Annotated in this window: 17 protein-coding genes; 2 read left to right on the top strand and 15 right to left on the bottom strand. The window is 37.8% G+C overall.

Features of this window, described 5'->3' with window-relative positions:
* Nucleotides 1–438: 438 nt before the first annotated feature.
* The 14 genes from HU823_RS08450 to HU823_RS08385 form a co-directional block, all read right to left on the bottom strand.
* Complete coding sequence (locus HU823_RS08450; protein ID WP_197221808.1) at nt 439–1,656, bottom strand: glycosyltransferase family 4 protein; 1,218 nt, start codon at nt 1,654–1,656, stop codon at nt 439–441.
* A gap of 10 nt (nt 1,657–1,666) precedes the next feature.
* Nucleotides 1,667–2,530, bottom strand: coding sequence for a UTP--glucose-1-phosphate uridylyltransferase GalU (gene galU / locus HU823_RS08445; protein WP_197221807.1), 864 nt, complete (start codon nt 2,528–2,530; stop codon nt 1,667–1,669).
* A complete protein-coding gene (locus tag HU823_RS08440) occupies nt 2,531–3,616 on the bottom strand; it encodes a glycosyltransferase (RefSeq protein WP_197221806.1) in 1,086 nt (361 codons plus the stop codon). It abuts the gene before it with no gap.
* Nucleotides 3,613–4,719: a glycosyltransferase gene (locus tag HU823_RS08435; protein ID WP_197221805.1), complete on the bottom strand. Its 1,107-nt coding sequence runs from the start codon at nt 4,717–4,719 to the stop codon at nt 3,613–3,615. The genes HU823_RS08440 and HU823_RS08435 overlap by 4 nt, the downstream gene beginning before the upstream one ends.
* A complete protein-coding gene (locus HU823_RS08430; protein ID WP_197221804.1) occupies nt 4,716–6,092 on the bottom strand; it encodes an oligosaccharide repeat unit polymerase in 1,377 nt (458 codons plus the stop codon). The genes HU823_RS08435 and HU823_RS08430 overlap by 4 nt, the downstream gene beginning before the upstream one ends.
* A 19-nt stretch (nt 6,093–6,111) precedes the next feature.
* Nucleotides 6,112–7,167, bottom strand: a complete 1,056-nt coding sequence (gene wecB / locus HU823_RS08425) for a non-hydrolyzing UDP-N-acetylglucosamine 2-epimerase (RefSeq protein WP_231607337.1) — start codon at nt 7,165–7,167, stop codon at nt 6,112–6,114.
* Between the two features lie 5 nt (nt 7,168–7,172).
* Nucleotides 7,173–8,759, bottom strand: a complete 1,587-nt coding sequence (locus HU823_RS08420; RefSeq protein WP_197221803.1) for an asparagine synthase family protein — start codon at nt 8,757–8,759, stop codon at nt 7,173–7,175.
* A complete protein-coding gene (locus HU823_RS08415) occupies nt 8,752–10,188 on the bottom strand; it encodes a lipopolysaccharide biosynthesis protein (protein ID WP_197221802.1) in 1,437 nt (478 codons plus the stop codon). The genes HU823_RS08420 and HU823_RS08415 overlap by 8 nt, the downstream gene beginning before the upstream one ends.
* Entirely contained in the window at nt 10,172–10,921 is a 750-nt protein-coding gene (locus HU823_RS08410; protein WP_197221801.1) for an acyltransferase, read from the bottom strand. Before HU823_RS08410 ends, HU823_RS08415 begins: the two co-directional genes overlap by 17 nt.
* 24 nt (nt 10,922–10,945) lie before the next feature.
* Nucleotides 10,946–12,262, bottom strand: coding sequence for a nucleotide sugar dehydrogenase (locus HU823_RS08405; protein ID WP_197221800.1), 1,317 nt, complete (start codon nt 12,260–12,262; stop codon nt 10,946–10,948).
* 15 nt (nt 12,263–12,277) lie between these two features.
* Nucleotides 12,278–13,288 carry a Gfo/Idh/MocA family protein gene (locus HU823_RS08400; RefSeq protein WP_197221799.1) on the bottom strand — a complete coding sequence of 337 codons (1,011 nt, stop codon included), beginning with the start codon at nt 13,286–13,288 and terminating at the stop codon, nt 12,278–12,280.
* Nucleotides 13,281–14,009 carry a Wzz/FepE/Etk N-terminal domain-containing protein gene (locus tag HU823_RS08395; RefSeq protein WP_197221798.1) on the bottom strand — a complete coding sequence of 243 codons (729 nt, stop codon included), beginning with the start codon at nt 14,007–14,009 and terminating at the stop codon, nt 13,281–13,283. The genes HU823_RS08400 and HU823_RS08395 overlap by 8 nt, the downstream gene beginning before the upstream one ends.
* A gap of 67 nt (nt 14,010–14,076) precedes the next feature.
* A complete protein-coding gene (locus tag HU823_RS08390) occupies nt 14,077–15,192 on the bottom strand; it encodes a DegT/DnrJ/EryC1/StrS family aminotransferase (protein WP_197221797.1) in 1,116 nt (371 codons plus the stop codon).
* Between the two features lie 146 nt (nt 15,193–15,338).
* Nucleotides 15,339–16,397: a glycosyltransferase family 4 protein gene (locus HU823_RS08385; protein ID WP_197221796.1), complete on the bottom strand. Its 1,059-nt coding sequence runs from the start codon at nt 16,395–16,397 to the stop codon at nt 15,339–15,341.
* A gap of 314 nt (nt 16,398–16,711) precedes the next feature.
* On the opposite strand from HU823_RS08385, the gene secA reads away from it, so the two are divergent.
* Both secA and HU823_RS08375 read left to right on the top strand, forming a co-directional pair.
* The gene (gene secA, locus HU823_RS08380; RefSeq protein WP_197221795.1) at nt 16,712–19,081 is read left to right on the top strand and encodes a preprotein translocase subunit SecA; all 2,370 of its coding nucleotides are present in this window, start codon (nt 16,712–16,714) and stop codon (nt 19,079–19,081) included.
* A gap of 4 nt (nt 19,082–19,085) precedes the next feature.
* Entirely contained in the window at nt 19,086–19,904 is an 819-nt protein-coding gene (locus HU823_RS08375; protein ID WP_197221794.1) for an accessory Sec system S-layer assembly protein, read from the top strand.
* 227 nt (nt 19,905–20,131) lie between these two features.
* On the opposite strand, the gene HU823_RS08370 is transcribed toward HU823_RS08375, so the two are convergent.
* On the bottom strand, nt 20,132–21,646 hold the full coding sequence (locus tag HU823_RS08370) for a transglycosylase SLT domain-containing protein (RefSeq protein WP_197221793.1): 1,515 nt from the start codon (nt 21,644–21,646) through the stop codon (nt 20,132–20,134).
* Nucleotides 21,647–21,729: the final 83 nt, after the last annotated feature.

Raw genomic sequence — 21,729 nt, 5'->3', positions numbered from 1 at the left:
TTTAATAAAGATTGTGTTAACTCTTTTCACCATCATTGACCGTTGATTGGCGAAAAGTGCGTGCTTACCACATGAGAAGCTTCTTGAAGGCATGTGACGAGGAAGTATACTGCGGTAGCATGACTTTTTAAACGCAGGAACAAGAATACTCTCTTAGCGAGCAACCCGGAGCGGAGATCAACTACTTCTAACCACTTTGAAAAAGGATTATGAATTAGATCTTTTCATCATCATTGACTAGTTGATTGGAGCGCAAGGTGCGAGACTCCTGCGGGACAGGCGGGCAGGTGAGACACTTAAGAGTGAAACGTACGAATGTGGCTCACCGCCTGCCCCGCGGAAAGCGAGCATCCTGGAGCGGAAATCAACCCCTTCAAAAGCAACAAAGCTTAACCAATAGCCCAAACAAAAAAGCGCCCAAATGGCGCTTTTTCTTGTCTATTCCTGTATTTCAATCAACAAATCATCCACAATCTTCTTCCAAGAAAACTCACGAATTACGAAATCACGACCACTTTCAGAAAGATCATCGTACTCCGCTTCCGATTTATTAGCAAGCTCAATCACCTGCTGCGTGATATGCTCCACATCTTCAGGTCGCGCAACTGCTCCACATCGATTAGATTCGATCAATTGAGCAGCTTCCCCTTCCCCACAATACAATACAGGTGTACCCGTAGAAAGTGCAGGAAAAATTTTAGAAGGTCGTGCACCTTTAAATAGATCTAGATTCTTTAATGGAACTAAGCTGAAGTCAGAAACTGAAAAGATTTTTGGCATCATGCTAACAGGCACTGACTTTTGAAAGCTAACATTATCAAGCTTCAAATCACTCTTCATTTGTAGAAGCATCTCTTTTTCTTGCCCATCTCCTACAAACAAGAAATGAATATGAGGATGTGAATCTTTAAGATTGTTTGCTACTTTAAGGATAGAATCTAATCCTTGCGCATACCCCATCGTTCCTGTATAAGCAAATACCTTTTTGCCTTCAAGGTTCCACTCTTTCAACAGTTCTTGATCTTTTGGCATCGGAGCAAATGTATCGGTATTAACACCATTAGGAAGCAAGAAAACGCGGTCTCTTTTCTTCCCATGCTCCACCATGTAATCTGCGATACCTTCCGTTGCCGTAGCAATCTTCCAAGCTTTTTTATACAAAAATTGTTCCAGAACAGTTGCAAGCTTGATGAACGATTTGTTCGTTAAAATGCCTAGCTTTACAGCAGATTCAGGCCATATATCCGCAACGTTAAAAACAAATTTTGCTCGCTTTAATTTACTCGCAATATAACCAGTGATTCCGACAAATAACGGCGGAGACGTACAAACGATAACATCTGCAGGTTTTGCTTTTAACACAGAGTAAAAAGCACTGAATGTAAATGAAAAGTATGAAGTTAAACGGCGCCAAAAGCTGCCTTTAGGACTCGGATAAATCCATGACCGGTGCACGGGAATGCCATCATATATTTCATATTGATAAAACTTTCCTTGATATTCTTCAGGTATAACACCCATTGGATGGTGAGGGAAAGCGGTCAATACTTCAACATCATGACCTCTCGCGATCAACTCTCTGCTCACTTCGTATAAACGAATCTGAGGCGCACCAACTTCGGGTGGAAATTGTTGACTCAAAAAAATAATTCTCATAACTTACCTCTTAAAAAGACATCTTTTGTTTTAAATACATAGAAAGCTTTTCTTTTAAATCATCTCTCTTTAAAGCAAAATCAATAGATGCTTGCAGGAATCCAAACTTGTCTCCAACATCATATCGCTGCCCTTCAAGAATATAGGAATATACAGACTCTTTTTCTAACAGTTGATCGATCGCATCTGTAAGTTGAATCTCACCTTTAGCGTCTGGTTTCACGTTTTCTAAAATATTGAAAATCTCAGGAGTTAAGATATAACGCCCGATGATGGCTTGGTTAGATGGTGCATCTTCAATAGCTGGCTTTTCTACCAAGCTTTTCACTTTAGATAAGTTGCCTTCTGTCTCGCTAAAATCAACGATTCCATACTTATTAACCTCAGATGTTGGGACCTCTTTAACACCTAAAACACTTGACTGTACGTTGTTATATTGGTCAACCATCTGTTTTAGTCCAGGAACTTCACTGTCAATGATATCGTCACCTAAGAGAACAGCGAACGGCTCATTGCCAATAAACTTTTTGGCACAAAGAACAGCATGTCCAAGTCCAAGTGGTTCTTTTTGACGAACGTAATGGATATCAACCATGTTTGAAATCTCTTCAACGATGTTAAGCAGTTCTTTTTTGCCTGTTTGCTCTAACAATAATTCTAGTTCTACAGACTTATCAAAGTGGTCTTCAATCGCTCTTTTGTTTCTTCCAGTAACGATGATGATATCTTCAACACCTGACTTAACTGCTTCTTCAATAATATATTGAATCGTAGGTTTGTCTACGATCGGTAGCATCTCTTTCGGTTGTGCTTTTGTAGCTGGAAGAAAACGTGTTCCCAATCCAGCTGCTGGGATAACTGCTTTTTTAATCATTTATCTTACACTCCCTTTAGACAAGGTTTGTTCGTATAGATCTAGCATACTCTGAGCATTATCAAGCCAGTTGTACTGACCTTCTACATGAGCGATTCCTTTTTGTCCCATGTCTTTGCGAAGTTGTTCATTTTCTAATAGCTTGCATAAAGCGTTCGCTAACTCAACAGGATTTTCTTTTGGCACTACGTAGCCTGTTACACCGTTTTTAACAACTTCAGGTAGCCCACCGACGTTAGATACAACAACTGGCACACCACATGCTTGAGCTTCAACCGCTGCAACACCAAAGCTCTCACTATCTTCTGTGGAAGGTACGGCAAAGATACTCATCTTGTTTATATAGTTAGGCACCTCAGGATTTGGAACCTTTCCAGTAAACGTTACTTTCTGAGCAATACCTAACGTGCGGCATAATTCTTCGTACTCTTCACGCTGAGGTCCATCCCCAACGATCATAAGTTTTGTGTTTGGATGTTTAGATTGGATGCGGTGGAAGGCTTTAATAAGATCGCCTATCCCGTATTTATCAGACAATGCTTTTACTGTTCCAATCGTAAGTTCATCTTGATTTTCTCTTAATTCAAAAGCAGGCTTGAATTTCGTTAAGTCCACCCCAAATGGAGTAACTGGTATCGGTTTATTCGTATATTTCCCTGTTTCTTTTGCCATTACATGACTTGTAGAGCAAATAACATCTGCTTTACGAAGGCCGTATTCGACCATCTGCTTGTTAATTTTTCCTTGTTGTGGGAACTGATACACATCGCGTCCCCATACAGAGATGTAGTAAGGATGGAAGTTAACAAGTGCACCTACAAACCCATAACTCGAAACATAATGAGCATGAAAGATATCAGGCTGGAAATCACTTAGAATTTTCTTTAATTGTCCTACTGAACTAAAATAAGACAACTTTCCTGGCAAGCGTTTCTTAAGAGAATACGTTTCGATTTCTTCGGCATTCTCTTCAGAATAATGATCTGAAAAAGTTACAACACGAACTTCATGTCCTTTATTTTTGAAAAAGGTTGCCCACTTATGAGTGTGAATCGATTTTCCTGGAGCAAATAATAATATCTTCATAGTTCCTCCTTCATAAGTGTTCTATGAACGGTTTTAACACGGCTTAGCCATGAGTGTTTTTCCATAAATGTGTCTTCAATATTCTTTCGAAGACTTAAAGATTGAGAAAGCATCTGCTGAATCGCATCTGCCATGCTGTCCGGATTATCCTGACAGACCACCCCATAGTTTCCGCTCTCAATAAAGCTTTTCTGTGCGGAACAGTCTGTAGCAATTACTGGTAAGTGATGCGATAAATATTCTACAAGCTTAACAGGTACAGAAAAATCATTATATTCACTACGGTAACGAGGAATAAATGCAAAATCCATCTTTTGATATAAATCCGTAAGTTCTTGACCACTGATATGTTGAAGTTCCACATCTAAATCTGAAAGTCTCTTCTTTTCCGTTGTAGAAAGTGCTTCATACTCATTCTGACGGCAAACAACTGTAAGCTTACAGTTTATAGCATCCTGATTGATTTTCTCTAGAGCATCAAGTAATAAAGGCAGTCCATAATCAGGATTGTTGATTCCACCAACATAAAGCCCATTTATACCTGAGATTTTTTTAACATGTAGCTCAGTCGCTTTTCCTCCAGGAGGCAACGGAACTTTTGGTACGTTTATATGTACATGTTTGCCCATCTCAGCACTCGGCAAGAAGATTGCGTCCATATATTCTTGATAAAAAGCTTCTTCTCTTCGATAGATGAACTGCATCACTTTCTTTTTAACACCTTTTAGTGGATACAGATCATCAAATTTCCAATACACATCTCTATAGAAAATACCTACTGGTACATTTTTTTCGTTTAAATAATTCAATACCTTTCGATCGATGAAAGGCTTTTTAGGAATATGGCCAGGATCAGTTAACCAAATGGGAATCGTTTGATTTTCCATATAACAAAACATAAGATTATCTAAATCTCCGTTTTGTTTTAACTGTTCGAATTGTTTTTCTCTTTCAGTTGAATGACCATGAATTTCAATAATTTCAACTTGCTCTTGCTTTCCCCACTGATGAAAAGCTTTTAACATTTCAACTGGACGAAGTTTTGACCCACTGTCCGCCTTTTTTGACACAGCAAATGGATAATAGACTAAAACACGTTTCATCTTCCTATTTCTCCTTTTCGTTTCATGAATGCTGTTGCCTCTAGCCTTAAGCGAACGACAAACAGACTGCCTAGTAGTGCGGCCGTAACGATCAGCCAAATTGGATTAACGATAAAATCTACAAATCCTCCCACTAACGTTCTAGGAATATTAATGGTGAAGTAGATGAATAAACTCAAGAAAACAGGATTTTTCGGTAATCGTAAGAAACAAATGTACAAAACTTGAATAAGTACACCAATATATAAAATGGATAGAAATACACCTAAATAGGAATAGTTCGCAAAAGCTTCTGCAACGAACAGTGTATTAAGCACACCACCCGTTCCGTCTTCTATCCTAGCTGGGAAAAAGTGCATCATCGCAATTCTTCCAGATCTTACTTGATCCATATTATAAAGATCCGAGATAATACCAGGAAAACTCTGGCCGTACAGATAAGGAACAACATCACCAAAATAATCGAGGTGCATATACGTTGGTGAAATTTGAGCAAATATAAGTCTTCCAATTGGTCCTTTATTATATCCTAAGAAGGCATCTAAACTGTTTGCACCCTGAATGAAAATGTACATTAGAATTAATAAGGAACTTCCTAAAAATCCATATAAAAATACCCGTTTCCAGTTAAATCTTAACGTACCCACATAAATTTTCAGCAAGATAAAACTGATAAAGTAGAAAAATACGGGTGATTTTGCAAGGTCATACGTCATGATTAGAATAGATGCTCCAAACAAGGCAAGAAATAATACATGCCAATGCGGCGCTCTTGTTCTAACATAATAAACATAAGCGACTAACGAAAGAACCGGCGTTAATGCGATGGCAAAAATGTTACGCACTAGCACGTTTCCTTTAAATCCTCTAGAAGCTTCAATGCGAAGTTCACCAAGATTAGTAGAACCTTTCAATAGCTCAAGAAGCGGAATCTTGTCTAACTTGATCATTGTATAAGCTACCGCTAATAAGCAGATAAAAGATAGTGCTGAAAATAGTAAAGCAAATTCATTTCTTCTCCCTTCAAAAGGAAGAACGACTGGAGCGTTTAAGTAATCTTCAAACTCTTTTTCCGCTTTAAAGCCTGCGAGCCTTGATACGATAGACATAATTAAAGGGAGGAAAAACATAACTGCACATATGATAAAAAAACCTATTATTCGAACTTCCTCATCTTTTATCTTATGAATCATGTAATAGTGATCTGTATCTGTAACGATAAAGATCGAACCAATGAAACTCGAGACCAAAAGTGAGTAGTAGAATGAAATGGAGAGCATATTAGGTTTTAGTATTGATAATGTTCCTGCAGCATATTTAAAAAGCATTATGGAAGCTGCTAAAACAGCAATCCAAATAAGTACAAACAGCATGATTTTCCTCCCGTTTTATCTAGGACTGTAAAATATCTACGATTTTCTCAGAAGCTTTTCCATCACCAAATACAGGCTTATAAGAAGGGTTTACATCTTTTTGTACCGCATCTAAAATTTTGCCTACATCTGTTCCTACTAAGATGTTTGCGTCACCTTCAAGTGTTTCAACCCACTCCGTTTGTTCACGCAATGTAACACATGGAACTTCCATGAAGTAAGCTTCTTTTTGAACGCCACCTGAATCAGTAAGAATTTTCTTTGCATGGTATTCCAAAGTCAACATGTCCAGGTAACCAACTGGCTCAATCACTTTTAAACCTGGAACAGAAGCAAGGTCGAATCCAATCGATTCTAGCTTGTGTTTTGTTCTTGGATGGATCGGCCATACTTTTGTACCTTCTGTTTTCGCGAAGGCGTCAAGAATGTTCTTCATCTTTTCAGGATCGTCTGTATTTTCAGCACGGTGGACCGTGATTAAATAAAAATCCTTTGAAGTAAGTTCATGGTCTGCTAATACTGTTGATTTCTCTTCAGCAAGCTGACGGTTATATTCAACAGCGTCGAACATAACATCACCAACATTAATCACATTATGAGTGATGTTTTCATTCGTAAGGTTTTCGATCGCTGTATCTGTTGGGCAGAACAAGTATTCTGAAACATGGTCTGTCATAATTCGGTTAATCTCTTCTGGCATTTTCTTATTGAAGCTTCTTAATCCTGCTTCGATATGAATAACGGGAACATGAAGTTTAGCTGCCGCAAGTGCGCCTGCTAATGTTGAGTTCGTATCACCATATACAAGTAAATAATCGGGCTTTTCGTCTAAGATGATTTTCTCAATCTCAGCAAGCATCTCACCCGTTTGTTTACCATGAGATCCTGAACCAATACCTAAATGAAAATCAGGCTTTGGAATGTGAAGCTCTTCAAAGAAAATATCAGACATGTTCGCATCATAGTGCTGACCTGTATGTATGATAAGTTCTGTATGTTTTTTTCTTAGTTCACGTGATACAGGTGCTGCTTTAATAAACTGAGGACGTGCACCAAGGACCGTAATAATTTTCAAAAGTATCAACCCTTTATGTTAGATTTGTTAAACTCCTGTACTAAAAAGGAATTAATATTGTATGGGTTTTTAAAAGTATGCCCATTAAGTTTAAACGATAATTTGCTTAAATAATCTTTGTACGAACCTGTGATTCCATACCATTCCATCGGATCCTTATGGTATTGCTCAAGCAGCTTCTTTTTTCGATACACTTTTCTCAGCATTTTGTATAGTTGGCTTTGTTTGTTTGTACCTTGTACCATAGTTAAATCGACTTTAACGGGTTTTGGGAAGTAGTCAGGGTACATTGAGTACAATGTTAAATCATACAAATATTTTTTATACCTTAAATCTAAAGGGACTCTAAGTATGAAGTGCATAATATCATCATCCCACAATGGTATTTCCCAGTTCTGATTATAAAAATCATAAGCTCTAACTGCATGAATAATGAACTTGGATTGCCTTTCTTTCGCATTCCAATACTCATACATAGAACTTGCACCGTCATTTGTTTGATATGGAAATTTTTTAATTGTATCGAGTATTTCTTGATCAATTCTGTCATTTACTTCTTTATCTGATGTTATCCAAAGCTTGTGATGTTTTCGTTTAATTTCACGCAATACGGTTTCAATAGAATATTGTTTGTCAGCAACTAAGTCAGGAGGAATATGCCCGCCAAAAGTGAAATCTCCAGAGTGCCCAGGAATAAACGTATAAGGTTCATCGGAATTTTTTACGATCTTAGAGACTGCAGGCCAATCTTGGAGATGTGCTTGTGAGGAATAATTAGACGCAAATATCTCGTATTGCTTCCATTCCTCGGAATTGTACCACTTATTCCAGTCGTTTTTTTCGTATTTATAAAAAGTCCATTTTAACCCTAAGCGCTCTGCAATTTTTTTACTTTTTGAGGATTCTTGGTTTCCTGCCCTTCCATAAGTAAAGGCTTGTAGATTTTCAGCACCGTTTTCTTTTAATAAAAGAGAGATAATGCGAGAATCAAACCCACCACTTAATGGAATCATAACGTTCTGATTCTTTACACGTTCATAAAGTTTGCTGAATGTCTTGTAGAGAACAGACTGCAGCTGTGAAACAGCCTCTTTTTCAGACATTTCTTCTGGGTGATGGAAAAATTCGTAGTAAGAATTTTTTTCAATCCCGTTATCTGCAAGTATTAGATATTCTCCAGCTTGAATTTGCTTCACACCTTGAAAGAGTGTTCTATCTTTTGCGGTATATCCCGTAATGGTATATTCGTATAAGGCTAACTCATCAATACCCTGATTTACAGGATCGGTATGAAGATGATCTGTTACACACCATCCAGTTCCATTCTGATAATAAAAGAGCGGTATGGAACGTTTTCTATCTACAGAAATGACTGAATAGTCTTTATTGATGTAAACAAACGCAAATTCCCCTGAAAGTTCTTCAGCAAATTTTTTCCCAATGCTTCCCTCTTTCAACAGCGATAAAAAATACTCTTCGTTAATTAGAACTCCGTTTAAATAGGCATAACCAGCAAAATAAAAACTTTGATCTCCAAACGATACAACTCTCCACTTTTTATGTTGAAGTTTAACTTCAATCTGATTATTCAATTGAATCCCCCAAATGTCCCTTTTTTCTAAAATCCCTGTCTACCCGTGATACGCCAACCGAAGCAAAGAAAAGCAACCAAGCTGTTAATACATGCCAATTTGATACAGAATCGTTTTCTTGAATCCAAACCATTGCACCGACTAAAAGTATTGTGATTAAGAATAATATAGATATTTTAAGAAACGAAATTGGAATATAGTATACTTTTTGACTCTTACGAAATACCAAAACAACGGCAATGATATAAGATAATAAATATGCAGCGACCGTACCCCAAATGGAGAACATAGGGATAAGAAGTAAATTCAAAATTACATTGACTACCGCCGCTATTCCGAAATAATAAGAAATGTACTTGGTTTCTTTCTTAATAAACAAGCCTACTGAAATGATTAAGTAATAAAAGTTTAAAAAGGTAACGGCAGAAATAGGACCAACATACTGATACGATGCTGCATATGCGTCATCAAGTATTTGTATCACCCAAGGCATAACCGTAGTGATTGCCATCACTCCAAATAGTCCTATAAGTAAGATACCTAAATACAGTTTAGCAAACAACTGCTCGTTTCCTTTTTTATCCTTTAATTCCATTGAATATGGACGCCATGCCATCTGAATTCCAGTTGTAACGAGTGTTATTAAAGTCGCAAACTTCATTGCAGACCCATAAATGCCCACATCTTCCATCGAACCAAACTCACGTAAGAAAAACCGATTAGAGTTAACGATAACCCAAAAGGCAATAGAAGCTGGAACGAGTGGAGCTGCATACTTCAACACTTCTTTTAAAATGTCTTTATCTATTCTAAACCGTAAAAATGGTAACAACTGCTTTCCCATTAGTAAAAGAACTAAAAATACTGCAATTAATCTCCCTAGGATAATGCCTTCTACGGAAGTCCAAATGAATCGTAAAAAAACGTATGAAATCAAAGCAATCAGAAACATTTTTCCTACGGTGTAAGCGACTACTTTTAACGTTTTGTATTCAAACCTAAATACAGACAAGACAAGGACAAGAACCGTATCAATCAATAATACACTTACAGCAAAAAGTAACGCTCTATAATTTTCTGTATCTTTTAGTAGCAACTCAGATAGGCTATATCCACCGACTAATACAATCAATACAAAAAATAGAGCAATCATTAATCGAAATGTAAGTACATTACGAATATAAGCCCATCTTTTTTCTTTATCTTTCACATCAAAATAATAAAAAGCTAATGCTGAATCCGTTCCAAAGATAATTAGAAAGGTAAGCATGGCTGTAGTTGAGTCAATTAAGTCTATTACCCCATACTCGGAAGGAGTGAGGTAGTACGTATAGATCGGAAACATTAAAAAGGCAATAAATTTCGTGCCTAGATTCATAAATGCGTAAAGGAGGGAATCCCCTCCTAAACGCTTAATTTGTGCGAGCAAATTCCAACAACTCCCGATCTGGAACTTCCTTGGTTATTTTAGCTGGTACACCTTTGATGACCATTTTCGGCTCAGTGTCTTTCGTAACTAAGGCACCTGCAGCTACAAACGTTTCTTCTGCAACTGTGATACCAGGTAAGATGATTGAAGCTCCACCAACACGTGCGCCACGCTTTACGATTGCACCTTTAATCTTATCGAAGCGCTCTTCTGTACGACCCATAAAGTTATCATTCGTTGTTGTTACACATGGAGCGATAAATACATGATCTTCTAGTGTTGTATAAGCCGTGATGTATGAATTAGATTGAATCTTCGTGCGTGTACCAATCTTCACATGGTTTTCCACCGTAACACCACGACCAACAATCACATAATCAGCGATCTGTACGTTTTCACGAACACTCGCAAGATCAGCAATCAAGGTATTAGCACCGATCTCAGCTCCGCGATAGATAACCGCGTTCGCTCCAACCGTCACATCTTCTCCGATCGTTAAAGCAGGAATGTTATCGCTAAGCTTTACCGTGCTTGTTTTAGCAGGTTTAGGTGGCTTACCTAATACAGCTCCATCAGAAATTGTTGTGTTGTCACCAATTTCTGTGTCTGCATGAATCGTAACTCGGTTTCCAACAATTACGTTCTTCCCGATTTTTGCACCTTTTTCGATTACTGAAAAATGTCCAATTTGTACAGAAGAATCAATGTGTACTGAAGAATCAACAAAGTTCATGAAGTTATCCCCCTAAAGTTTGGATTAAAGCTTAACGTAACGAGCTGGTTTGTTTTCCACGTTCTTCATCGCATTACGAGTATCAAACAATACTGAACTGTTTTGAGCGATCATTTCATAATCAAAGTTGCTGTGATCTGTCGTTAATAGAACAAGATCCGCATCTTGTAAAAGTTCTGGTGTTAAGTTATACGTTTCAACCGTTTCACCGTTCAATCGGAATGAAGGAACAAACGGATCTACTACAGTCACATCTGCACCGTTTTCTTTCATTTGAGTCAAGATCGGTAATACTGGAGATTCACGCATATCGTCGATGTCTTTCTTGTATGCCACACCAAGTACAACCACTTTGCTTCCACGAAGCGCTTTTCCATCTTCGTTAAGAAGACGCATTGCACGATCTACTACGTACTCAGGCATCGCGTTGTTGATTTCACCCGCAAGTTCGATCAAACGTGTGTGGTAGTTATATTCACGTGCTTTATATGTTAAATAGAACGGATCGATCGGAATACAGTGACCGCCAAGACCTGGTCCTGGGTAGAACGCCATGAATCCATAAGGCTTTGTTTTCGCTGCATCGATTACTTCCCAAACATCAATACCCATACGTTGGCAAAGGATGGCCATCTCGTTTGCAAGGGCAATGTTGATGTGACGGAACGTGTTTTCGAAGATTTTTTCCATTTCAGCTACTGCAGGAGTCGATACTTCATGTACATCCCCTTCAAGTACAGCACGGTATAAAGAAGCTGCTACTTTTGTACAGTTTGGTGTGATCCCACCCACTACTTTTGGTGTGTTCTTCGTGTTGAAGTCTTTGTTACCTGGATCTACACGTTCTGGAGAGTAAGCAATAAATACGTTTTCTCCTGTTACAAGACCCGCTTTTTCAAGTGCAGGCTTAACGATTTCTTCTGTTGTTCCAGGGTAAGTTGTAGATTCAAGCACAACGAGCATACCTTCATGTGCGAATTTAGCAATTTCATTTGCAGAGCTTTCTACATATGAAGTATCTGGCTGCATGTACGTATCAAGTGGAGTCGGTACACAGATTGCTACAGCATCCACATCTTGAATACGAGCGTAATCTGTTGTAGCTTCAAGACGTCCCGCTGCGATCATCTCGTTAAGATCTGCATCTACTACGTCACCAATATAGTTAATACCAGAGTTTACTTGATCAACACGAGCTTGTTGTACGTCAAAACCAATTACTTTATAACCAGCTTTTGCTTTTTCAACTGCTAGTGGAAGTCCTACATATCCTAGTCCTACTACTCCAATTACAGCTTCTTTATTTTCAATTTTATTTAATAAGTTTTCTGCCATACTCATTTTAATTAATCCCCTTTATAAGTTAACTTTTGTGCCTTTTTCGGCTGATTCTAACATGGCTAATATTAATTTAACAGGTGCAAGTCCATCTTCACCATTTACGATTGGCTCACGGTCTTCTTGAACCGCTTTTACCATATCTTCAACGATCCATTGATGGCCCGGTTTACCTAGTGGATTATCTTTAATACTTTCGTTAAAACGATCTTTCGCATCTTCAGGCTCACCTTCAATATCCCAAGTATCTAGGAATAAAGCATTGGAACCACTGATTTTCACAGAAGCGGTTTCACCAAAAATAGCAAGCGACTCTTCTAAGTTCTTTGGATAGATCGTTGTTGCTGCTTCAATGACACCAATCGCTCCGCTCTTAAATGTGACAACAGCAGCTGATACGTCTTCTGCTTCGATCTTACGGAAGCGAGTAGCTGCCATAGCTTGTACCGATTCAACAGGTCCCATGAACCATAATAAAAGATCCAGGTTGTGAATTGCTTGGTTCATTAAAACGCCGCCGTCGAATTCTTTCGTTCCACGCCAAGGGGCTTGATCATAATACTCTTGACCACGGTTCCAACGAACTGTTGCGTTTGCGTGACTCAATTTCCCGAAACTGCCTGCTTCCATCTTCTCTTTCAGCTTCATAACAGCTGGTCTGAAGCGGTTTGGATGAACAACAGCCAATTTAACACCTTTTTCTTTTGCTGTTTGAATCATTTCTTCAGCATCTTCAAGTTTTAACGACATCGGCTTTTCAACGATAATATGCTTGTTGTGACTAGCTACGATTTTCGTTAATCGTGCATGAAGCCCTGAAGGTACACAAATATTTACGACATGAATCTCAGGGTTTACTTTTAACATCTCATCAAGATCTGTATAAGTTTCGTACGTCCCTTGGTATTCCTCAAGTCGATCAGCGTTGTTGTCACAAACCGCAACAAGCTTAGCTCCTTCAGCTTTTTCAATGGCATCAATATGCTTTTTAGCAATGTGCCCCATGCCCACTATTGCGAAATTAATCATGTTTGTAAAACCTCCTGGCATTGACGATATATTTCCAAACGATAAGTGTAATGATGGTTAAGAAGATACCTGCTACGAATCCTAAAAGCATATTTGTACGAAGATGTTTAGGATCTTCGTTGACTTCATCCTTAATTACTTGAGGATGCTCATATAATTTAATGTCTTCATTCATTCTCTTTATACTTTCAGTTACTTCTTTTAAATTATAATCATATTCCAAGAAACGAGTGAGTTCTTCTTCATCAAGTTTTCCCTGTTCCAATAGTGTCACAAAAGCAGGCATGATCTGATTTAATAATGTCACACGTTCTTCTTTCAACTTGATGCCTTCTTTAGTAACATCAATATCTAATTTAGCCTTTTGTTTAAGGGCTTCGTAGTACTCAGAAGATATTCCTTCCAATTCTTTCTTCACTTGGTTTTTATCGTCCCCTTTGACGATAAAAGTAACTTGATCTTGTTGATCAACCTTCACCTCTAAAGAATTGTTTCTTACTAACTTCCCGTATTTATCTTGGGCGTACTCAGGATCAGTAATAATTCCTCTTACATCCCCAGTATATACAATCGCTTTCCCTGTATAGTTCGCACTCTGCAACATACTTAATAGGGCACCAATCAAAAGAGCAACTATTGGTAATATTACAAAAAGCCACTTTTTCTTCCAAAAAAATGACAAGTATTCGTACAGAACAAATCTTTCTTTATTCTCTGTCACTACCTATACCTCCGCTCGATTCATAAAAATGAAATAAAAGCCCCCTCAGAACCAGGGGGCATCGTTACTAGGCTTGTTTATAGAATGCTGCAATTTGCTCTACAACATACTTTTGTTGCTCAATCTTCAATTCAGGGAACATTGGAAGTGAAACAGCTTCTTTAGCAGCTTTTTCAGAGATTGGGAAATCTCCTTCTTTATATCCAAGCTCTTTGAATACAGGTTGAACATGCAATGGAAGCGGGTAGTAAACCATCGTTTGTACACCGTTCTCTTGCAAGAACTTTTGAAGCTCATCACGTTTTTCAACACGAATTGTATACTGGTGGAATACGTGATAACGATCTTCTGCTTCAACAGGCGTAACGACTTTGTCACCCAAAGCTTCTGTTAACAATTCTGTATAATTTTTAGCTTTTTCTCTGCGTAAAGAGCTCCACTTATCTAAATGAGGGAACTTCACATTCAGTACAGCTGCTTGTAATTCATCAAGACGGCTGTTGTAACCTAGAATGTGGTGGTAATATTTCGGCTTACTTCCGTGTACACGGATTACGCGCATTGTATCAGCGATCTCATCGTTGTTTGCAACGATCATACCGCCGTCACCATATGCACCAAGGTTTTTAGTTGGGAAGAAACTAAATGTAGCTGCGTCTCCTTGCTCTCCAACTTTTTTTCCTTTATATGAAGCACCAATTGCTTGTGCTGCATCTTCAACAATATAAATGTTGTGCTTTTTAGCGATCTCAACAATTGGATCCATGTCAGCCATTTGTCCATAAAGGTGAACAGGAATAATTGCTTTTGTTTTGTTCGTAACAGCTGCTTCAATCTTAGCAGGATCAATGTTGAACGTTACTGGATCAATATCAACAAATACAGGAGTAGCGCCAGCTCTTGCAATAGCTCCAGCTGTTGCAAAGAACGTGAAAGGTGTAGTGATTACTTCGTCACCTTGTTTAACTCCACATGCTTGAAGTGCAATATGTATTGCATCACTTCCGTTAGCAACTCCGATAGCATTTTTAACGTTGCTATATGCTGCAACATCAGCTTCTAATTTTTTTACGTTATCACCAAGGATAAAACGAGAAGATGACATTACTTCATCAAGTACTGTAAGCATTTCATCTTTTAAAGACTGATACTGCTCTGAAAGATCTAACATTGGTATTTGCATAGTAAAAATAAACCTCCATATTGTCTAAAAAAAGCGAGATTTGGTACAACCAAAGACATTGTACCACACTTTTTTAGTATGTCCTTAACTTTATAATTTTCTCTCTAAAAAACCGTTCGTGAGCAAAAGCTCACAAACGGCGGTATCTACTGTCTTCCTGTAACTTTTCGATAAATCGCCATAAATGGTCTGTACTTCACATGTACCAAACCAATGACTTCTGCAATGATTTCTGTAACAACTAAAAGGGCAAAAATGATGAGTACAGATCCCCAAAGTGTTGTTCTTGAGAAAACAACTGCACTTACACTAAAGATAACACCTAAGCCATAGATCGCTAATACCGTATTTCGATGCGACAATCCTAATGCTAAAAGTCTATGATGCAAATGAGATTTATCTGGGCTTGAGATTGGACGCTTGTTTACAATCCTTCTGATGATCGCAAATGTCGTATCAAATACCGGAACACCCAAGATAATAATCGGAACGATAAAACTAAAGAGCGTTACACTCTTAAAGAGTCCTAGTAAGGAGAGGATAGCTATCCCGTAACCTAAGAATAAGGCACCTGTATCCCCCATGAAAATCTTTGCTGGATGAAAGTTATAAAATAGGAAACCAAGTATGCTTCCTAATAAGATTAGAGCAAGTCCGAAGATTAATGCCTTTCCAGCTATTCCCGCCATAAATGCAATCGTTGTGATTACAATAAAAGATGTACCTGCAGCCAATCCATCAAGTCCATCAATTAAGTTAATGGCGTTTGTGATCCCTACGATCCAAAGAATCGTAATCGGATAAGTCCACCAGCCTAAATCAAACATACCGATGAACGGGATGGTTAGGAAATCAATTTTCAATCCACTTGCCACAACAGCCGCTGCAGCTATTATTTGACCAAGCAGCTTTGTTTTCGCGGATAACTCCATCATGTCATCCATGATACCAATGGCAATGATGACAATGGCACCAATCGAAATGGCGGTTACTTGTTCTTTATATAAGCCACTTACGTAAAAACCAACCATAACTCCGATAAAGATCGCAAGACCACCAAGTCTCGGCATAACTTTTTCATGAACTTTTCTGCTATTCGGTTTGTCGGTAGCTCCAATTTTGATAGCTAATTTAATGACGAATGGTGTCACAATTAGTACAGTTATGAAAGAAGCGATGGAGGCTAAAATTAATATCCAATTCATTTTATATCCCCTCAAATATATTTAAAAAGCTTCGAGAATAATCGTATCACATGAAAGTGGAAAATCAATCTTTTTTTAAGATCTTTGACATTTGTTAATAAATCTTCACAAAGTCTAATCTTACTCATACATTCCCCTAAATGCTAACAATTTAACGATGCAATGTTCACCAATTCTCTACCCGATAACCTTCGTATACCGGAATAGTTTTCTGGTATACCGATTTGAAATTATTTAATATGTAAATAACACCAATATTCGTCAAAATATGATATAATTTGGTTAAATTATATTTTTTTGGGAGAGAAACAAGTATGTTATCGGTTGTAAAAAAATTTATTGGATCAGGAAGCAGTCATGACATCAAACGCTTAAACAAAGTAGTTTCTGAGATAAACGCGCTAGAACAAGCTTATGAAAAACTTTCTGATATAGAAATTAAAAATAAAACCAAAGAATTAAAGGAACGCATACATAACGAAAAGGATGACATTCGTGCAGAAGCTTTTGCTCTTGTAAGAGAAGCTTCAAAACGTGTACTTGGCCAACGTCATTATGATGTGCAATTGCTAGGTGGTCTAGTATTAATAGAAGGAAATATTTCAGAGATGCAAACTGGAGAGGGAAAAACGCTCGTAGCCTCCCTTCCTAGCTTCTATTTAGCGCTTTACGGAAAAGGCGTTCACGTCATCACAGTAAATGAGTATTTAGCAAAACGTGATTTTGAAACGATCGGAAGAATCCATGAGTACCTTGGGCTATCAGTCGGCTTAAATATTTCGCAATTGGAAGCTTCCGAAAAGCAGCAGGCTTACCAAGCTGACATTACATACGGGACAGGTAATGAGTTTGGCTTTGATTATCTGCGTGATCACATGGTACAAGATTCATCAGAGAAAGTGCAAAGAGCCCTTTCTTATGCCATCATCGATGAAATTGACAGTATTTTAATCGATGAAGCGAGAACACCTTTAATCATCGCGAACAAATCCAATCTTTCTGCAGGGTTGTTTAAAATCGTAGCCATGATCGTTAGTTCCTTTAAAGAAAAAGTCGACTATGAACTGTATAAGGATACAAAACAGATCGTACTATTAGATAGTGGTGCTGAAAAGATTGAAAAAGCATTCGGCTTATCGAACTTATATGAAGCTGAACATCAATTACTTTTCCATATGGTCACACAATCCCTTCGTGCTCATTTTATTATGAGAAATGATGTAGATTACATTGTAAAAGAAGAGAAAGTGCAACTTGTTGATTCGTTTACCGGACGTATTATGGAAGGTCGCACATACAGTGAAGGATTACACCAAGCGATCGAAGCAAAAGAAGGAATTGAAGTAAAAGAAGAAAATAATACGCAAGCCTCTGTTACCATTCAGAATTACTTCCGTTTATATACACATCTATGTGGTATGACTGGGACCGCTTATACTGAACGAGGCGAGTTTTGGAACACATATGGCATTAACGTAGTGATCATCCCAACAAACAAAACACGAGCTCGAATTGATCTTGAGGACATGATATACATCGACAATCAGTCTAAAAATCAATGTTTATTAGAAGAAGTTACTAAGTACAATCGTATCGGTAAACCTGTTTTGATTGGAACAACTTCTATCGAACAATCTGAGGAAATCTCCGAACTGTTAACGAAGAACGGTTTAAAACACCAACTTTTGAACGCAAAGAGTGAAGAGCTTGAAGCTGGAATGATTGCATTAGCCGGACAAAAAGGACATATCATGATCGCTACAAACATGGCTGGACGCGGAACGGATATTCTTTTAGGTGAAGGTGTAGCTGAACTAGGTGGTTTACACATTATCGGTACACAGCGTCACGAAAGCCGAAGAATCGATAATCAGCTTCGTGGACGTGCAGGCCGTCAAGGTGACCCTGGTACTACTCAATTTATCGTTTCTTTAGAAGATGATCTGTTAAAGGGATACGATAAGGATGAATTACAAAAGTATATGAAAAAAGTGAAAGCTGATGAAAAAGGGCGCATCACAACTCCTTCTATTAATAAGTTCATCGACAAAGTTCAAGAAAGTACAGAAGGCATATACGCATCTTCTCGTTCTCACTTATTAAAATTAGACGATGTCTTAAACGCGCAGCGAAAACGTGTTTATGAGCAAAGAAATATCTTACTTGAAAGTTCTGAGCCTGAAACTCTCTTAGTACAGCTTATGGAGAATTACTTAAAAGCAGAAACAGATGAGTTTTTAACTTCTGTTAAAGACAATCATATCGATGAAGCTAAACAAGCGTTTAACGAATCCGTCTTGCAGATCTTACCTATTGCGAATATTGAACGTGAAGAAATCGAACATCTTGATAAAATCGAGCTTCATGAAATGGTTGAAGATGCTTTCCAACCAATCAAAACATTCATTTTAGAAGAAAAGGACAACGTCATGGCCTACCGTTCTATCATGTTACGACTTTTAGATTCGTTATGGATCGAGCATTTAGAGAAGATGGAACGGCTAAAAGAAGGGATTCACCTACAGTCTTACGGACAAGAAGATCCTTATCGTACATTTGAAAAGGAAGGTTTCTATTTATTCCAAGAGTTCCAAATGACGTTTGCACAACAAGTACTTATTCTAACCCAAAAACAAATACAGCAGCATAAATACGAAGAAGAAAAACAAGAGATCGGAGGGTAATTACATGACACAGTTAGATACGAATCAAAAAATAGAGACAACTCTTTCTTTCCATCCAGATTGGGATGTCCCTGCTGAAGATCGTTATGTTTTTCAATATCATCACATGCAATTGAAACCTCTAGAACCGAACCAACTATCCATTCAGAGCATCGATTGCATCGAAAGTGAAGAGTTTGTTATTATCACTGCTTTTATCCGCAGTTCACTCGATAAGCCCATTCGTCTTGAAGATGTAAATTTGATCTTATTAGATGAAGAAAAAAATTCAATCGCTCGCAAAAAGTTTGAGTTGGACGGTCTGGGTGAACTCCCAGCTAGTTCCTGCCGTCCGTGGAGATTCATTTTCGAGAAACACGAGTTAAATGAAGCATTCGATAAAAACGGTGCCTGGTCACTCGCTTTTGAGATTCAAAAGCGTATGAAACCGTCAGACCATCGCTTAGAACTATCAGAAAGCTGGAATGAGTCGCTGTCTACGGACCAAAAAACTCAGCTTGAAGCACTGCTCAGCCAGTTACCTGTCCTCAATCCAGGTGAAGTGAATATTATGGGGATCCAAGGAACAGAGAATGCAGACCAATCGTTAACCATTTCTTTGCTTATTCGTAACGGCTCTGAGAATAACCTTGAAATCAGCCAATTGCCACTTCATGTGTTGAATTCTGAGGGGGAGCAAATTGCAGCCGGAAGTTTTAATCTTGAAGGATTGACAGTGATGTCGAATACAAGTAAACCGTGGTCCTTTACCTTCCCAAAAGTGATGGTAAACCAAGATAAATTGCCACTTACAACGTGGAAAGTGGTTATTCCTCAAGCTTAAGTTGAATGAACTAGTAGAACCCAGCCTGAGAGTATGATGCTCTTATGCTGGGTTTTTTGTGTGATCTAGCTTGGTTGAAGGAAGAATGGATTCGGGTTGTGATATCAAGAATGCTGGGTATTATATCAAGAATTTTGTCAAGGTTATCAAGAAAACCATGATTTATAAATCAAAAACAAAAGCTCACGTCCCATAAATGGGCGCGAGCTTTTGTTTACTTTTACTCTTTATTTTGCAAAAGCGCCAGAGAACACATAACCAATGTCACCCGTTGAATTAACTTTAACTTTATAAAACACAAAATGGTTTATACCCGTTGCATCGCTAATACCTTTTTCTAGAATCTGAACTTCGTTACCCGCTGCAAGAGTATATTTTTCTTTTACAATTGTGTTAGGCTCAGGTCTAAATTTTGTACTCGTAGTAATCTTTAATGTCTGCCCAGCTTTATAAATTTGGGTTGTCTTATTTTGAATATTCGTTTCGTATTGCAATTTTGGAGTGAAATCCAAAATTCCATTATTTACGGAGATATCATAGACCAAATTGTTAAAATTAAAAACCTTTACTTGGCTTGAACTTCTAATAAATTCAAAGATTTTGTTTTGATAGTTTCCACTATTAGTAGGATGATTGATTGAACTCCTTCCATTATAAGCCAAAACAGCAAAATACCAGTTTTCTAAAACATCTGGATCTCCATCATTTATTCTGGGTAGCAAATCTCCTGTCCAGCTCCATTTTTCTTTTAAAAGCTTTGCTCCTATTTCTATGTTGTAACGTGTATCGTATTTAAGATCTTCAACTACGGCAGTTGGATGATTTGTAATTTGCATGATTCCAATACCATTATCACTGCTTATAATAGGTTCTCCATTATTTTTGAACTGCTGAAATTTCAATGTATTTCCAGACTCTTGATACGCAATCGCCTTTAAAATCTCAGGTGGAATTCCATTTTCGATTGCAACTTCCGTAATTAAATCTTTCATTTTGTTTTGCGGAAGAACAATTTTCTCCATTGTTGCATTGTATTTATTGTTTAATGCAGCTTTCAAAGTTGGATAGTTAATGAAAGCATCATATGACCGGTACTCATTTACCATAACTGGTACATCTGGACTTGATACACCGTCTGGTAATTCTAACGCTTGAACATCGTCTAGTATCATACTTGATGTCACTTCGTGTTTAACACCACTTTTCAGGCTCTCCGCTGGAGCTTTATACTTCGCCAAAATAGCATCTCTTGTAGATTGACCATATACGCGATAAAGAAGAATTGCTTGTTTTCTAATCTCCTCAGATAAAATATGATAAGTATTTTCTAATTTTTCAAGATCGCCACTATTAATATGTGTATTTAAAATCATTTGCTGCTGTTCAATTTTTTCACCTGCAGTAATAGCATCAATATACGCAACTCCACGATCTATATAAACCTTAACATTCTTTTTTAAACGGTCGTTTAATGTCGCTTGTTGTGAAAGAGGCAAAGTAGAGACTGCCGTTTCTGCCTTCTTTTTGTATTCTTTCGTTGTATTAAACAATTTCATATCGGGGTATTTTACAACTTTTGTGTGTTCTACCGACAAATCCCACTTTAAAGTTGTTGCATACCCCTCAGCCTGCCTAACTAACTTCTCAGCCTCCGAATAAGTAGCCGCTTCTGCCGACTGTCCTCCCCATAGCACTGCAGAGAACACTGTAGCTAACAGGGTCGTTTTTAAAACATTTCTCATTCCCAGTCCCCTTTTCATAAAAAATAACCTTTTAAAATACCATACTAGTATCTCAAAAGGTTACATTCTTTTCCAGTGTTAGA

It is taken from the genome of Fictibacillus sp. 18YEL24 (assembly GCF_015903855.1).
Classification (GTDB): domain Bacteria; phylum Bacillota; class Bacilli; order Bacillales; family Fictibacillaceae; genus Fictibacillus; species Fictibacillus phosphorivorans_C.
The sequence above is the reverse complement of the archived record's forward strand: the minus strand, read 5'-3'. Positions and strand labels throughout refer to the sequence as shown.